Source organism: Paraburkholderia panacisoli (assembly GCF_008369935.1).
Taxonomy (GTDB): Bacteria; Pseudomonadota; Gammaproteobacteria; order Burkholderiales; family Burkholderiaceae; genus Paraburkholderia; species Paraburkholderia panacisoli.
The window spans coordinates 203,287-219,023 of record NZ_VTUZ01000004.1; the positions used below are offsets into that span (position 1 = coordinate 203,287).

At 67.4% G+C, this 15,737-nt stretch carries 11 protein-coding genes; 3 read left to right on the forward strand and 8 right to left on the reverse strand.

Annotated features, from left to right (window positions below):
* Positions 1 to 17 precede the first annotated feature (17 nt).
* The gene (locus tag FVF58_RS07810; protein ID WP_149669323.1) at positions 18 to 1,001 is read left to right on the forward strand and encodes a 2-dehydropantoate 2-reductase; all 984 of its coding nucleotides are present in this window, start codon (positions 18 to 20) and stop codon (positions 999 to 1,001) included.
* A gap of 66 nt (positions 1,002 to 1,067) precedes the next feature.
* On the opposite strand, the gene FVF58_RS07815 is transcribed toward FVF58_RS07810, so the two are convergent.
* From FVF58_RS07815 to FVF58_RS07830, 4 genes are all read right to left on the reverse strand, one after another.
* On the reverse strand, positions 1,068 to 1,259 hold the full coding sequence (locus FVF58_RS07815; protein ID WP_149669324.1) for a hypothetical protein: 192 nt from the start codon (positions 1,257 to 1,259) through the stop codon (positions 1,068 to 1,070).
* Positions 1,260 to 1,276: 17 nt separating this feature from the next.
* Positions 1,277 to 3,037: an FAD-dependent oxidoreductase gene (locus tag FVF58_RS07820; RefSeq protein ID WP_149669325.1), complete on the reverse strand. Its 1,761-nt coding sequence runs from the start codon at positions 3,035 to 3,037 to the stop codon at positions 1,277 to 1,279.
* A 265-nt stretch (positions 3,038 to 3,302) separates the two neighbouring features.
* A complete protein-coding gene (locus tag FVF58_RS07825; RefSeq protein WP_149669326.1) occupies positions 3,303 to 5,255 on the reverse strand; it encodes an AI-2E family transporter in 1,953 nt (650 codons plus the stop codon).
* A 158-nt stretch (positions 5,256 to 5,413) separates the two neighbouring features.
* Positions 5,414 to 6,694, reverse strand: coding sequence for a DUF445 domain-containing protein (locus FVF58_RS07830; RefSeq protein WP_149669327.1), 1,281 nt, complete (start codon positions 6,692 to 6,694; stop codon positions 5,414 to 5,416).
* A 205-nt stretch (positions 6,695 to 6,899) separates the two neighbouring features.
* Here FVF58_RS07830 and FVF58_RS07835 point away from each other — a divergent pair, with 205 nt between their 5' ends.
* Together FVF58_RS07835 and FVF58_RS07840 are read left to right on the forward strand one after the other, a co-directional pair.
* The gene (locus FVF58_RS07835) at positions 6,900 to 8,042 is read left to right on the forward strand and encodes a metallophosphoesterase family protein (RefSeq protein WP_149669328.1); all 1,143 of its coding nucleotides are present in this window, start codon (positions 6,900 to 6,902) and stop codon (positions 8,040 to 8,042) included.
* Entirely contained in the window at positions 8,039 to 10,663 is a 2,625-nt protein-coding gene (locus FVF58_RS07840; RefSeq protein ID WP_149669329.1) for an AAA family ATPase, read from the forward strand. The genes FVF58_RS07835 and FVF58_RS07840 overlap by 4 nt, the downstream gene beginning before the upstream one ends.
* A gap of 45 nt (positions 10,664 to 10,708) precedes the next feature.
* Here the strand turns inward: FVF58_RS07840 and cobJ are convergent, their stop codons facing one another.
* From cobJ to FVF58_RS07860, 4 genes are read right to left on the reverse strand one after another with little or no spacing between them, the layout of a single operon-like run.
* Complete coding sequence (cobJ, locus tag FVF58_RS07845; protein ID WP_149669493.1) at positions 10,709 to 12,466, reverse strand: precorrin-3B C(17)-methyltransferase; 1,758 nt, start codon at positions 12,464 to 12,466, stop codon at positions 10,709 to 10,711.
* Positions 12,463 to 13,194: a precorrin-2 C(20)-methyltransferase gene (locus FVF58_RS07850; RefSeq protein WP_149669330.1), complete on the reverse strand. Its 732-nt coding sequence runs from the start codon at positions 13,192 to 13,194 to the stop codon at positions 12,463 to 12,465. Before FVF58_RS07850 ends, cobJ begins: the two co-directional genes overlap by 4 nt.
* Positions 13,195 to 13,821: a precorrin-8X methylmutase gene (locus tag FVF58_RS07855; RefSeq protein ID WP_149669331.1), complete on the reverse strand. Its 627-nt coding sequence runs from the start codon at positions 13,819 to 13,821 to the stop codon at positions 13,195 to 13,197.
* On the reverse strand, positions 13,814 to 15,328 hold the full coding sequence (locus FVF58_RS07860) for an oxidoreductase (protein WP_149669332.1): 1,515 nt from the start codon (positions 15,326 to 15,328) through the stop codon (positions 13,814 to 13,816). The genes FVF58_RS07855 and FVF58_RS07860 overlap by 8 nt, the downstream gene beginning before the upstream one ends.
* Between the last annotated feature and the right edge of the window lie 409 nt (positions 15,329 to 15,737).

Genomic DNA, 15,737 nt, shown 5'->3' on the forward strand with positions numbered 1-15,737 from the left:
ACGCAAGGATCGAAGCGATGAAAGTTGTTATCTACGGGGCAGGCGCGATCGGCGGCTGGATCGGTGTGAAGCTCGCGCAGGCCGGCCACCCGGTCGGCGTGGTGGCGCGCGGCGCGACGCTCAGCGCGTTGCGCGAGCAGGGTTTGCGTCTGATCGAAGGCGGACTCACGCATGCCGTGAAGGTCGACGCAAGCGACCAACCGGCGGACCTCGGCGCACAGGATCTCGTGGTGGTCGCCGTCAAGGGCCCGGCGATGGCGTCGGTAGCCGCGCAGATCGCGCCGCTATTGGGCCCGCAAACGATCGTGCTGACGGCGATGAACGGCGTGCCGTGGTGGTTCTGCGACGGCCTCGGCCGCGACTTCGCGGGCCAGCGTCTGAAGTCGATCGACCCCGACGGCGCGATCGCCGCCGCGATCTCGAGCGAGCGGACGGTGGGTTGCGTGGTGCATGCGAGTTGCCTCGTCGAAGCGCCGGGTGTGATCCGGCATCATCAGGGCAATGGGCTGATCGTCGGCGAGGCGACGGGGCGCGCGAGCGAGCGCGTTCAGGCGCTCACCGCCACGCTCGCCGCCGCGGGCTTCAACGCGACGATGTCCGCACAGATTCAGCGCGACGTCTGGTACAAGCTGTGGGGCAACATGACGATGAATCCGGTCAGCGCGATCACCGGCGCGACGACCGACCGGATTCTCGGCGACGAACTGGTGCGCGGCTTCGTCACGAGCATCATGCTGGAAGCCAAGGAAATCGGCGCGCGTTTCGGCATTCCGATCGACCAGGCGCCGGCGGATCGTCACGAGGTCACGCTCAAGCTGGGCGCGATGAAAACCTCGATGCTGCAGGACGTGCAGGCGGGCAAGGCGGTCGAACTCGACGCGCTGGTGGGCGCGGTGCGGGAACTGGGGCAATTGACCCACGTGCCGACGCCGTACACGGATGCGTTGCTCGGTCTTGCGCGGCTGCATGCGAGCACGTTGGGTCTGTATCCGGGGAAGTGACGCTTCACGTATGAACGAAAGGCCGCCGCGCGTTGCTCGCGCGGCGGCCTTTCTGCTTTCTGCTTTTTAAGCAGCCTCCGCCGACGCGGCCGGCAGCTTCGCCGCGTCGATCAGCGACAACGCGCGCCGCGGGTCGTCGAGCTCGGTCAGGCACAGCAGCGCGAGGCGCGCCAGATAGAGCGGCGCCTGCGCTTCGCCTTCGGCCGTGAGGGTTTTGCAGAGCGTCGTGTAGACGAGGTCGAGATCGCTATCGGTCATGATGGAGTCCTTTTGCGTTAGATCGTCAACGTTGCGGTCAAGGCGCGCTGCGCAGCCGCCGCGCTGCCGTTGCGCCAGCGCGCGAGCACGTGGCCGTCGGGGCGGATCAGATAAACGGTGCCGGGCGTCGCGTCGAGCGTGTCGTGCAGATGGCCGGTTGGGTCGATCGCATAGGCAGCAGCCGTGCACGGCGTGTCGCTCTTGACCAGCGTGACCGCATTGAACGCAATGCCTCGTTCAGCGAGGGTGCGTTGCAGTTGCTGCCACGCGTCGTCATCCTCTGCATCCGCGCCGAAACGCAGCGCAGTGAAGCAAGGTCCGAGCAGATCGGTGAGATGAATAGCGGTGCTTGCGCCGTCGTTTCCGCGTTGGAGTAGCCGGCATTCCGGCAGCACCGCACCGGGAGGCGGGCCTTTGCTGAACGCGTCGGCGTTGCTGCTCGCAGCATCGCCGGCCGCCTCGTTCAGCGGCGACCAGACGTACGCGATCGCATGCGTCTGCCTCGGATTGATCAGCGGCCGCACGGCCGCGTGCCGCTGCGCGAGACCGAGCACGGCCGTGCGCATCAGATCGAACGCGAACGACGGCGGCGCCATGAACTCGGTGCTCTTCATCCCATAGCTCAGGTTCTCGCGCGCGGCGAACACCCGCTCGTCGCTATAGCTGTCGAGCAGGCGCGGCGACGCGATGCCGTTGACCACGCAGCCGAGCTTCCAGCCGAGATTGTCCGCGTCGTCGATACCCGAATTGGCGCCGCGCACGCCGAAGATCGGCACGAGATGCGCGGCGTCGCCCGCGAACAGCACCGAGCCGTGCCGGTAGCGGTCGAGCGTCAACGCGTTGGCCTTGTAGACCGTGATCCAGATCGGCGACCACGCGCCCGTCTCGCCCATCGAGTCGAGCACGCTCTGCACTCGCGGCATCACGTTCTCGGGCTTGACGGCCGCTTCCGGGTCTTCGTCGTCGCGCAGCTGATAGTCGATGCGCCACACATTGTCCGGCTGCTTGTGCACGAGCACCGTCGAGCCGGGATTGGACGGCGGATCGAAATAGGCGAGGCGTTCGGTGGCGCGCGCGCTGTCCAGTTCGATATCGACGATCACGTAGCGGCCCTCGTAAGTGGTGCCGGTGAGCTTGAGGCCGAGTGCGTCGCGAATCGTGCTGCGCCCGCCATCGCATGCGACGACCCAGTCGGCGCGCATTTGCCACGCGGTGTCGTTGCTGTCCCCGGCGCCCCCTGTGCTCCCCGTGCTCCCCGTGCACAGCGCGAGCGTGGCGCCGCCTTCAGGCAACTGCTCGATGCCGGTCACGCGGGTTTGCCAGCGCACTTCGATCAGATCCGCGTGACGCTCGATCTGGTCGAGCAGCAACTGCTCGATCTGGTATTGCGCGATGTTGATCATCGGCGGCAGCGACTGCTCGTCGTCCTGGTGCATCGCGAAGCGGAACACTTCGGCATCACGGTAGAAGCTGCGGCCGCCGGTCCATGGCAGGCCTTTTTGCAGGAAGCCGTCGACCACGCCGAGGCGTTTGAAGATCTCCAGGCTGCGCCGCGAGATGCAGATCGCGCGGCTGCCGGTGCATACACTGTCGTCCGCTTCGATCAGCACCGAGCGCACACCCTGGCGCGCGAGCGCGAGCGCGACGGTCATGCCGACCGGTCCGCCGCCGACGATCGCCACGGGTCTGACTATCGGGTCGTGGCCGTCGACGAGCGGCGGTACCTCGCCCGCGTAGTGTCGGGGCGAAAAGGGATAGGGTTTGAAGGGTCGGCTCATGCGTGTCTCCTGGTCTTCGATGCTTGTGGATCGCCCGCCGGGGCTGGTTGGCTCTGCAAAGGCGGTGCGAATCGTCAGCGAAGTATGCAGGAGGGCGCACACGGGGCTGTCCTCATTTTGGGTACAACAACGGGTGGCTCGCCAATGCGCGCGCTAGCTGCAAACGCGCACGATGAAACGCGTGCGAAAAAAAACCGCAAGGCACTCACGCGCCCAGCGGTTTCATCTATTCGTCCGTTCAATTACCGGCGCGCAAAGACCCGTGTCACTCCGCCCCGGCCACATGCGAAGGCTGACGCAGAGGCGGCACACTCGCCGCCGCCTGGCATTCCTCGATCATCGCGCGGAAGGTCGGCGACGCGTGCGACGCGCCGGTCGCGCCCGGCTCCGTGCCGCTTTCCGGCAAGCCGCCGATGCCCACCACCAGCGTCGCGCGCGGCCGCCATTCGCGCGTGCGCCGCAGCATGTTGCGCAAATACGGCGGCGATTCCGGCGCGTCGAGCGTGACGATGCAGATGATCGGCGCGTCCTTGAAGCTCGGTTCGTCGGCGCGCGCGCTGCGATAGCCGGAGTGCGTCGCCATCATCGGCGCGAGACCCTGGCGGCCGAGCAATTGCACGGCGATCGCGGTCGTTACTTCGTCGAACGCGCCGCGCCCGGGCACGCACAGCACGGACGTCCGCTCTGTTTCGTGAGCGTCCTGCGGCTGCGTCGAAACGGAGTGGTCATGACGCTCCGACAGATCCGCCGACGCCGAGGCCAGCAGCGCACTCGCGCTCTCGGCCGGTTCGGCGCGCGACAGGCGATCCGGCAGGCCGTCCACGATTTCGAGGTTCTCGACGATATCGGCCAGCGACTCGTTGATCCGCTGCAACTGGTCCGGCATCAGCACGCCGCGCATCGCATCGTTGCGGGCGAGCTTGAGGCCTTCCAGCGCGACGTTGTCGTAGTAGTCGATCAGCGACATCTCGCGCAGCAGGCGCTCGGCCTGCACGATTGCCTCATGCGGATCGTCGGCGAGCAGCCGCTGATAGAAGTTCTGCGCGGGCGTGAGCGCGGGCTGGTCGCCAAGCAGCACGGTCAGAAAGTTCAGCCGGTCGGCGTAGCGCCCGAGCGTGACGACGCACAACGTGAGCGGCGTCGACAGCACGAGGCCGACCGGTCCCCACAGCCAGCTCCAGAAGATTGCCGCGACCACCACCGCGAGCGGCGACAGCCCCGAGCGATGGCCGTACAGGAGCGGCTCGGCAATCTGCCCGGCCACCACGTCGACGACGATGAACAGAATCAGCGTGTAGACCGCCATCGTCCATTGCGGCTGGATCGCGGCGGCGAGGAACACCGCGAGGATCGCCGCGATCCAGATGCCGATGTACGGCACGAAGCGCAGCAGCGCGGCGATCACGCCGAACAGCAGCGCGCCCGGCACGCCGATGATCGCGAGGCCGATCGCGATGACGCCGCCCGCGCTGAGGTTCACGCCCAGTTGCGCGACGAAGTAGCGGCTCAGCCGCCCGGCCGCGTCGTTGATCGCGGTGGTGGTGCGGTGCAGATCGCGCGAGCCGAACAGGCTGATCAGGCGGTCGCGCAAATCCTCGCGTTGCAGAAGAATGAAGATCGTCACCACCAGCACGATGAAGGTGGTCTCGATCGGCGCGATGGCCGGCGACAACGCACGCTGGGCGAGTTGCATCGGCGTGGGCGACGGCTCGTGCACCTCGACCGGTTGCGGCACGGCGGGCGCGTTGCGCGCGGCGCGTCCGGTCGGGCGCGGCGGATTCGGCTTGGTCGGCGCAACCCGTTGCAGCGTCGCGGCGGCACGGCTCATCAGCGAGTCGGCGCGGCCCACGGTCTTTTCCTGAACCGTTTCGATCTTCTGTTCGATCGCCACCTGATACTGCGGCAGGTCGCCCGCCAGTTGCACCAGTTGCGCGCCGATCAGCGCGCCGACCGCGAGCAGCGAAGCGAGCGCGAACAGCACGGCAATGAAGATCGACGGCAGTTGTCCCATGTGCAGCCGCCGCAGCATCTGCACGAGCGGCGCGAGCAGGAAGCTCAGCAGCACCGAGAGCGTGATCGGGATCAGCACCGCGCGGCCGAAGTACAGTCCGCACACCACCACGACACCGGTGACGACCGAGGCGAGACCATGCAGACTGGGCGTGCCTGGCGGGTACACGCGGTTCGGCGGCCCGGACGGCGGTAACGATATTTTCATGAACACACTTTCCGATTGAGAAGCGCTGTCGTTCGCTGTTGTCTTTCAGCGGCCGCGCGCGGATTCGATCGCGCCGCGCTGCGTTGTCCCCAGGCAAAGCGCTTCAGCAAGACATATGCCCGAATTGTAGGCGCTTTGACGGGCGCAGAACCAGTCGGCTAGCCCAGATGCAGTCGCAACAGCTCGAACAGTTGTGAGCTTGCATACAACACCAGGCCGATGAAGCCGCCCACAATCGTGCCGTTGATGCGGATGTATTGCAGGTCCTTGCCAATGTTCAGTTCGATCTGCCGCGACATCTCGCGCGAGTCCCAGTTCTTCACCGTATCGCTGATATGCCGTGTGAGGAATTGTGCAAAGTCCGGCGCCATGGTGCGCGCCGCGTCTTCGAGATGATCGTTCAGCGACTGGCGCAGCGCCGGATCGTTAGCGAGTTCGCGGCCCACCCATTGGCCCATCGCCACCACGCGCGCGTGCAGCGCCGAGTCGGCGCTTTGCAGATCGCGCTTGAGCCACGCGCGCAATTCGCCCCACAGGTCCTTCACGTACGCGCCGAACGCTTCGCCTTCCACCAGATAACGCTTGAGTTCTTCGCCCTGTTGCAGAAACACCGGATCGGTCTTGAGTTTGACGATCAGCTTCTGCGCGGCCTCGTCGAACTTGTGACGCAACTGATGCGTGGGGTTCTCGCTGACCTGTTCGAGCATGCGGTTCGCCGCCTTGGCGATCGCTTCGGCACCTTTGTCGCCGAGCCACGCGGACGGCAGGATCTTCTCCATCGTCGGATACTCGCTCTTCACCCAGTCGACGATGCGCCCGGCGATAAATTCGCGCGCCTGCGGTTCGCGCAACAATGCCACCACCTGGCGGATGCCGGCGTCGAGCAATTCCTGATGACGGCCGTCGCGCGTGAGCGCGTCGAGAATGGCGCCCAGCGATTGCGACAGATCGACTTTCGAGAGCACGTCACGCAGCGCGTCCTTGATGAACACCTGGATGCGCACGTCGTCGGTCAGTTCGAGAATCCCGCCGGTGAGCCTGACGACGTAGTCGCCCAGGCGCGCGGTGTTGGCCGGCTGGGTCAGCCAGCCGGTGATGCTGCGCGCGGGGTCGTGCTTCTGGATCAGGCCGACCAGCGACGGCACGTCGAGAAACTTGTCCTGCACGAACACCGCGAGGTTGTCGGCGATCTTGTGCTTGTTCTTCGGGATGATCGCGGTGTGCGACGAGACGATCGGGATCGGCACGCGGCGAAACAGGGCGGCCACCGCGAACCAGTCGGCGAGCGCGCCGACCATCGCAGCCTCGGCGATCGCCTTGATGCCGTCCACCCAGATGCCGCGCGGCATGAAAGCGGTGATGACGAAAACGCAGGCGGCCGCGAGCAACAGCAGCAAGGGCGTGCGCTTGGCCTTTTTCAGTTCGAGTGTCTTGTTCATCGGCGGCGGGGCAGCGGGTCCGGTTCGATTGATTGACGGGGCGCTCGGCGCGCGCGTTCGCGCAACCGCGAGTGTAGCGCCGCTGATCGTGCCGCGCGCCCGCTGCGCGGCGCACGCTTTGCCGCGCCCGCGCGGTAACATCTGAGGTTAGACTGCGAAGCCGCGCGCGGATGGCAACTGAAGATATGAACGCAATGGAGGCAGGGTGATCAGGTTTCTGCACACAGCGGACTGGCAGATAGGCACGCAATTCGGCCAGTTCGAGCCGGATGAGGCGGCGCATCTCGCGCAAGCGCGCCTCGACACCGTGCGCCGCATCGCCGACGAAGCGGCCGCGCGCAAGGTCGACGCGGTGCTGGTCGCGGGCGACGTGTTCGATTTGCAGACCGTGTCGGACACGGTGATCCGGCGTCTATTCGGCGCGTTGCAGGGCTTCTCCGGCCCGTGGATCATGCTGCCGGGCAATCACGACGCCGCGCTCGTCGAGAGCGTATGGACGCGCGCGCAGCGGCTGAACTGCATCGCGCCGAACGTGCGGGTCGTGCTCGAACCCGGCGTGGTGCTGCTCGACGCGAGCCGCGCTGCGCTGCTGTGCGCGCCGCTCACGCAGCGCATCACTTACGACGACACGACCAGCTTCTTCGATAGCGCTGAAACCCCGCCGGGCTATCACCGCATCGGGCTCGCGCATGGCAGCGTGAGCGGGATTCTGCAGGAAGGCATCGACTCGTCGAATCCGATCGCGCCGACCCGTGCGGCCAGCGCGCGTCTGGACTATCTCGCGCTCGGCGACTGGCACGGTCATCTGCGCGTCGACGAACGCACCTGGTACGCCGGCACGCACGAGCAGGACCGTTTCCGCGCGAACGAGCCGGGCTTCGTGCTCGACGTCACGCTCAATGAGCCGGGCGCCTCGCCGCAGGTCGAAGCGGTGCGGGTTGGTCAATATCGATGGCATCGCTGGGACGAAACGATCTCGGTGCCGACCGATGTGCCTGCGCTCCAGGCACGGCTTAGCGCATTGGGCAATCAGGACGTGCTGCGCGTGAGCGTGAACGGCGCGGCCGCGCTTGCCGACGCCGAAGCGCTGCACGTCGCGCTCGAGGAAGCCCGCGCGCGCGTGCGGGCGCTGCGCGTCGATCTGAGCGGCCTGCAGGTGCTGCCCACCGCCGACGACCTCGCCGAACTCGGCGCGCAAAGCGGCTACCTCGCGAAAGTGGTGGAGCGGCTGCGCGGCTTGCAGGAAGACCCGCAAGCCGATCCGCAGCAGGTCAAGCGCGCGGCCGAGGCACTGTTGCTGCTGGCGCGTTTTCAACGTGAATTGCCGCGCGAAGCGAGGTCCGCATGAAGCTGCAAAGTATCGCGATCCAGGAGTTCAAGCAGTTCGGCGCGCGGCTCGTCATCGACGATCTGCAACCCGGTCTCAACCTGTTCACCGGCCCGAACGAAGCGGGCAAAAGCACCGTCGCTGAAGCCGTGCGCGCGGTGTTTCTCGAACGCTACAAGGCCTCGCATCTGAAAGATCTGCTGCCTTGGGGCAAGGCGAGCGGGCAGCCGTCGGTCGAGGTGAGCTTCGAGCTGGACGGGGTCCAGTGCCGGCTGTCGAAGCAATTCGTCACGCGCCAGCGCTGCGAACTGCGGATCGGCCAGGCCGTCTTCGGCGAGGATGAAGCCGAGGACAAGCTCGCCGCGCTGCTCGGTTTTTCGCGTGCCGCGCGCGGGCCGCTGAAGGCGGAGAACGCCGGCGTGCCGGGGCTCCTGTGGGTCCAGCAAGGCGGCACGCACGAGTTGCGCGATTCGACGGGGCACGCGGCGCATTATCTGCGCGATGCGCTGTCGCAACTGTCGGGCGGCAGCGAGTCGGCGGGTGAGGATGCGTTGCTCGCCGCTGTGCAGCGCGAGTTGCGGCAGCTGCTGACGGCGCGCACGCAGAAGTCCACCGGGCCGCTGGCCGAAGCCGAAACGGCGCTGGCCGCGTCGATTGCCGAACGCGACGAACTGCAACAGCAGCGTCATCAGTTCGAGGAGAACATCGCACGCCTCGCGTCGCAGCAGGAAGCGTTCGACGACACCCAGCGCAAACGTCCGTGGGAGCTTCACGAACAGAAGGCCGTGCTCGCGCAGCAGCGCGCCGATGCCGCCGCGGAACTCGAACGCAGTCTGCATGGACTAGCGCAATCGCTGCAAGTGAGTGAAGCCGAACTGGCGTTGTCGCTGCAACAGGAGCAGGGCGCCGCCGAACTCGAAGCGGCCGTTGCGCGCGAACGCCAGCAACTCGATGCCGCGCGGGCCAACGTGTCGGCGGCGCAGACCGATCATGCGCAAGCGGCGACCGGCGTCGCCCAATTCGAGCAGGCATCCGTCGATGCGAACCGCGCGCTCGAGCTGGCGAACGCCGCTGTGACTGCCGCCGACTTGCGCAGCCAGATCGGCTTCTATCGCACCGAGAGCGAGCGGCTCGACGCGGCGATCGCCGCCGCGGGCAAAGCGAACGACGCGGTGCTCGAAGCCGCCCGCGAGGCGGCGGCCGTCGAGATCGACGAAGCGAAGCTCAAGCGCCTCACCGCGCTCGATGGCGAGCTGACCGTGTTGCGCGCCCGCACCGAAGCGGCGATGACGCGCATCGAGTACCGGCTGAACGGCGCGCTGACGGTCGACGGTGCGCAGATCACCGGGGAAGGCCTGCTGCGCGTCGACGACGAGAAGCTGATCGGTCTCGGTGAACTCGGCGAATTGCGCGTGATTCCCGGCGTCTCCGATTTGTCCGGGCAATTATCCGAACTCGCGTCGCTCGAAGCCGCGCACGCGCAGTTGTTGCAGGCGTTGGGTGTCGCGTCGCTCGGTGACGCGCAGGCGCGGCACGAAAAGTGGAAGACGCTGATCGCGCAGCAGAAAAGCCAGGCGAAGATTCTCGACGTGCACGCGCCGCAAGGCATCGACGCGCTGCGGGCCGCGCTGGCTTCGGCGGCGGCGCGCTTGCAGGCGTCGAACGAACGGCTGGCCGGCCTGCCCGATGTGTCCGCCGCGCAACCGCTCGACGAAGCGCGCCGCAATGCGGACATCGCGCGCGATGCGTTGGAGGCCGCGAGAAAAGTGCTCGGGCAAGCAGCGGAAAAGAGATCGACCGGCATCGCGACCGCCGAATCGCTCGCCGCGCAGTTGCAGCGCAAGGAAGCGCAGTTGAACGACGAAACTTATCGCCGCAACCGCACGCAGTGGCAGACGAAAATCGTCGAGCAGCGCGTGCAGGTCGACGCGCTGAGGAAGCAGCGCGAAGCGCGCGAACGCGAACTGGACGCGGCACGTCTCGACGATCCGGCGGCGGAGGCGAAGCGCTATCGCGCGTCGGCGGAACTCGCGCGCAACGAGCAGCACGAGCGGCAGGTGCGGATCGCGCAATTGCGCAGCCAGTTGGAGACGGTCGGCGCGTCCGGGCTCGGCGAGCGGCTCGCGGCGCTCGAAGCGCGGGTCGAGCAGGCCACGCGCCGCAAGGACGAACTGAGCTTGCGGGCGAGCGCGTTGAGTCTGCTCGACGAGGTGCTGGTCGACGAACGCGACGCGGCGCTCGCGCAACTGCGCGCGCCGTTGACCGAGCGGCTTGGCCACTATCTGAAGCGGATTTTCCCGCAGTCGACGCTCGCGCTCGGCGACGATCTGAGTCCCGCGACGCTGGATCGCCATGGCCGCGCGGATACGCTCGATGCGCTGAGCTTCGGCACGCGCGAACAGCTCGGCATTCTGACGCGGCTCGCGTATGCGGACCTGCTGCAGGCGTCGGGTAGGCCGACCCTGCTGATGCTCGACGACGCGGCGGTGCATACCGATGCCGCGCGGCGCGACGCGCTCAAGCGCGCGCTGATCGACGCGGCGACGCGCCACCAGATTCTGGTGTTCACTTGCCATCCGGAGTTGTGGGACGACCTCGGGGTGAGGCAGCGGGCGCTCGAGGACCTGAGGGTGGCGGCGTAGCGCCCGCGTGGCGCTTTTAGTGGCGAAGGGCCGGTGCGTGCCGGCTCACTCGTACCAGCGCGGCGTGTACACCCACTCGGCGCCGTCGATACCGCTCGTGAATTTGCGCGTGGTCGACGAGCCGACGATCACCATCGTGCGCATATCCACGTCGGACGAACGCAACTCGCCTAGCGTGAGCGTGCGCAGCGTGCCGCCGGGCCGGCCGATGTCGTGCCCCAGCACGACCTGGGTCGTGTCCGCGCGATAGGCCCGCACGATGTCCAGCGCTTTGTCGAGTTGCCACGGACGCGCGCGCGAAATCGGGTTGTAGAACGCCATGACCAGATCGGCTTCGGCCGCGTGCCGCAGACGCTTTTCGATGATGGTCCACGGCTTCAGGTTGTCCGACAGCGACAGCATGCAGAAGTCGTGGCCGAGCGGCGCGCCGGCTTGGGCAGCGGTCGCGAGCGCCGCCGACACGCCCGGCACGATCGACAGTTCGACGGCGGCCCACGCTGGGTCTTGCGACGCTTCGAGTGCTTCGAGCACGGCGGCGGCCATCGCGAACACGCCCGGATCGCCCGATGACACCATCACCACCGACCGTCCTTCGCTCGCCAGTTCGAACGCGTGCCGCGCGCGTTGCATTTCCTCGCGATTGTCGGTGCCGTGCACGCGTTGGCCGGTGCGCAGCGGGCCGGCCATTTTCACGTAGGTGTCGTAGCCGAGGATATCGCTGGCCTCGTCGAGCGCTCTGCGCGCGGCGGGCACCATCAGGTCCGCGCTGCCAGGGCCCAGGCCGATCACCGTAAGACGGCCGCGCGCGCGGCCGATCGTGGCGGGGTCGATTGCGAGCGGCGCCAAGGCCAGCGTGACGCCTGTGTCTTTGTCGTTGGGCAGTATTTCGTATGGGATGCGCAGCGCGGCATGCAGCAGGTTGGCCGGTGGTTCTCCATCTTCGGGACGGGGTTGCGCGAAGCGCAGCGGCACGTTGAAGCTCGCGGCGGCTTCGGCAAGCGCCGGGTCGGCCATGCAGTCGGACGAAGCGAGCAGTGCCGCGAGCGAAAGCGGCGCGAGACCGTGTGCATCCAGCGCGTCACGCACGCATGCGACGATCTCCGCACCCGCACCCGCACCCGCACCCGCACCCGCACCCGCACCCGCACCGATCACCGCCGCCACCACGCTGCGCGGATGAATCACCAACTCATCCTCACGCCCGTTCCACGCGCGCGGCGTCACGCGAATCGCGAGCCGCGCCGACGCGGCGCGCGGCAACTGCGCGTCGTCGAGCCACGGCGCGGCTCCTTCGATGCGCGTGCTTTCCCCCGCCAGCAGATCCGACACGAAGCGCTTGCCTTGTCCGATATCGGCAAGCGCGTACCCATCGGGCGGATTGAGCACGCAGGTGCCGAAGCGCAGTTCGCCGCTCGTCGTGATCGCGGGCGGCACCGCCAACGCGGCGGCGATCTCGCGCGCCATCACGTTGACACCCGCCAGCCCGCCGAGCAACGGCACGACCGCGCTGCCGTCCTCGGCGACGGCCAGCACCGGCGGCTCGACGCCCTTGTTCGACAACAACGGCGCAACGCAACGAATCACGATGCCGGCCGCGCACAACGCGACGATCGGCGTGCCGCGCGCGTACAGCTCGCACAGATGCGCGCCGAGTTCGGTGAACGGCACGTCGGCGTCGACTCGTCCTTGCAACGCATGCACCTGGCAATTCGCGCCTGCGTCCCGCTCGACGTACAGCGCCTGAATGCGCCGCGCGGTCGCCAACGCTCCCGCGCCGAGAATCACGATCGCGGGCGCCATCATCCTTGCCATTTTTCCCCCGGCACGACGAGCAGCGAAAAATACGGCGACGCCATCGGATCAACCTCGGCGAGCGGCACGATACGCTGATTGCCCATCGTCGCGCGTTCGACGTAGAGCGCGCGCTGCGCGAGGCCGAGTTCGCCGAGCACGCGCCGCACCTTGTCGAAATTGCGGCCGAGCTTCATCACGACGGCGGCATCGGCATCGGCGAGACGGCGGCGCAATTCGTCTTCGGGCAGCACGCCCGAGAGCACCGAGAGACTCTGGTTGCGATACACGAGCGGCGCGCCGAGCACCGCCGCGCCGCCGAGCATCGAGCATACGCCGGGCACCACCTCGCTTTCGTAGCGTGGCGCGAGCCGGTCGTGCAGGTACATGTACGAGCCGTAGAAGAACGGATCGCCTTCGCAGATCACGGCGACATCGCGTCCCGCATCGAGATGGCCGGCGACGATCTCGGCGGCGGTGTCGTAGAAGTCGGCAATGATCGCCTCATACGAGAGCGGCGGTTCGAGCGCTTCGGTCGTGACCGGATAGACCAGCGGCAGATGCTGCTGGGCATCGTGCAAATGCGCTTCGATGATGCTGAACGCGTTGCCTTTCTTTCCCTTCGCGACGAAGTACGCGACCACCGGCGCCGCCTTCAACAGCCGCAGCGCCTTCAGCGTGATGAGTTCCGGGTCGCCGGGGCCGACGCCAAGTCCGAACAGCCGTCCTTGCACGCTCATTTATTCGACCTCCGTCGCCAGTGCGTTGACGGCGGCGGCGGCCATCGCGCTGCCGCCGCGCCTGCCGTGCACCACCACATAGGGCACGCCGCGGCTGTCCGCGGCGAGCATCGCTTTCGATTCCGCGGCGCCGACGAAGCCCACCGGAAAGCCGAGGATCAACGCGGGCTTCGGCGCGCCGGCGTCGAGCATGTCGAGCAGATGAAACAGCGCGGTCGGCGCATTGCCGATCACGACGACGCTGCCCGCCAGATGCGGACGCCACAATTCGAGAGCGGCGGCCGAGCGCGTGTTGCCCAGCTCGCGCGCGAGCGCCGGCACGTCAGGATGCGTGAGCGTGCAGATCACTTCGTTGTGCGCAGGCAGCCGCGCGCGCGTGATGCCTTGCGCGACCATGCCGGCGTCGCACAGAATCGGCGCGCCTCGCGCGAGCGCATTGCGGCCCGCATTGCCCGCGTGCGCGGAAAACTGCAGCGCGTCGACCACGTCGACCATGCCGCACGCGTGGATCACGCGCACCGCGAGTTTTTCGAGGTCGGCGGGGATGCGCGAGAGGTCGGCCTCCGCGCGGATCGTCGCGAACGATTGGCGATAGATCTCCTGACCGTCGCGTATGTAGTCAAGCATCTGTGTCACTCCGGGACAGGTGGTCGAGCATGTCGGCGGCCTGCGCGATCGTCAGTTGGTGCGCGACGCACTGGCCGAAACCGGGCCGGCCGTCGCGTCGATAAAGGTCGTAGCGGCCGGGCGCCGCGGCCAGCAGCGTGTACGGCGCGCAATGCGCGGCGGCGCAGGAGCGCGCGCAGCCGCTCAGATGCACGTCGACGTTGGCGGGCAGCAGCGCGGCGAGTTGCAGCGCGTCGGCTTTGGTGTCGGCGAGACTCTTTGCGCAGCCGCTCGAACCGGCGCACGCGATCAGCCGCGCGATGGGATGCGCGGGATCGCAGGCGAGGCCGAGCGCGTTCAGTCCGGCCAGCGCGGCAGGCAGCGCGTGCGTCGGGATGTCGGGCAGCAGCACGCTTTGCCAGGGCGTGGCGCGCAGCGTGCCGTTGCCGTGTTGTTGCGCGAGGGCGGCAAGGCCTTGCAGCATCGCGGCGTCGAGACGGCCGAGCGGCGGCTGGCCGCCCGCGTGCCACGTTCCTGACACGCGTTGAGCGTGCGCGCCTAGACGAAGTGCGGGATCGGCTGGGGTGCTGCGGCGCCATTCAGCGAACGTTGCGTCGCGTGACAGCGGGAACTCCACGTAGCGTTGGGCGTGCTGCAACAGCGCGTCGACGTCATGCATGGCGAGCAGGTGACGCATGCGGGTGGTGTCGGCGGGTGCGAGGTCGAGGAACGTATGCAGCAGTGCGCGCACGAGAGCGGCAACTTGCGAAGGCAGTATGGCGGCTAATGCGCCTGTGGCGTCGACGCGGGATTGGTGGGTTGCGTTTTGTACGCCGGTGACCGCATGGGTAGACGAGGGCGCATTGGCAAACTCACTCGCATTTGCTTGCCCACACACACCCGCAGGCGGACAACCCGCCAACCCAAACACGAATCGCACGCCATCGTGACTTTCCGTTGCCGCGAACCAGACATCGTGCGGATGATCGATGCTCGCAAGACGCTCGCCGCCATCGAGCAGCAGCGCAAATTTCGGCGACAGCGCAGCGAAACGCGATTCGCCTTGCAGCAGCGTGAGCAGTCCGGCGCATAACGGTGTCGTATCGATCAGCGCGAACGGGTCGCGTCCGGCAGCGGGGCTGATCATCACGTTGCGCACGTCGTCCGCTGCGCTCACTGCGGCGGTGCTCGAAGAGTCCGCTGCGTCCGTGGTTCGCCGAGGCGTCGGGCCAAGCCCTGCATCGACCAGCTCCGCGATCAACGCCGCTTCGTGCCCGCTGCGCACGCCGCGCACTTGCAGGTTCGCGCGATTGGTCAGCTCGATCACCCCGGCCGCGTGCCGTGCGCTCGCATCGGCGACGACGCGCGCCTGGTCCGCGCTCAGTTCGCCGCCCGGCAGTTTGATCCGGCAGATCCCGCCGTCGCGCGCGGCGACGATGCGCAGCAGCCCCGGACAAGCCGAGGGCCGCGGTGTGGCAGCCGCGTGAGGCACAACAGTGGAGGGCGAAGCTTGAGTCAAGACGGACACCGGGTTTAGCGTCGCGCGACGGCCCGAGCAAGCCGCAAGGCGGATTGCTGCGGCATCGGTACACCGCGCCCGATGTTGGCTGGCACGAAGAATCTCGCCGGCAGGTCTAGTGGCTGGCAGATCATCGTCCGCTGCGGCCTTTCCGGTCGAACCAGTGGCGCGCAGCGCAGGCGGACTCGCTGCATATAGTTGCGGGGTAGTTCCAAGGGTTCATTGCAGGCGATGTCAAAGCCCGCGTCAGGCTCGCCTTGCGGCGTTTTTCGATGCCGGAAATACGGCCTTAAAACGCGTTTGGGGCAATCGGTGGGCAATCGGCCGCCCATTATAGCGCGACCCGGTATGTTCCCAGTCCCTGCACATGCCTTATTCAAGGCCCAACGCCCCTGCGGTCCGGCCATCCTGCACCACT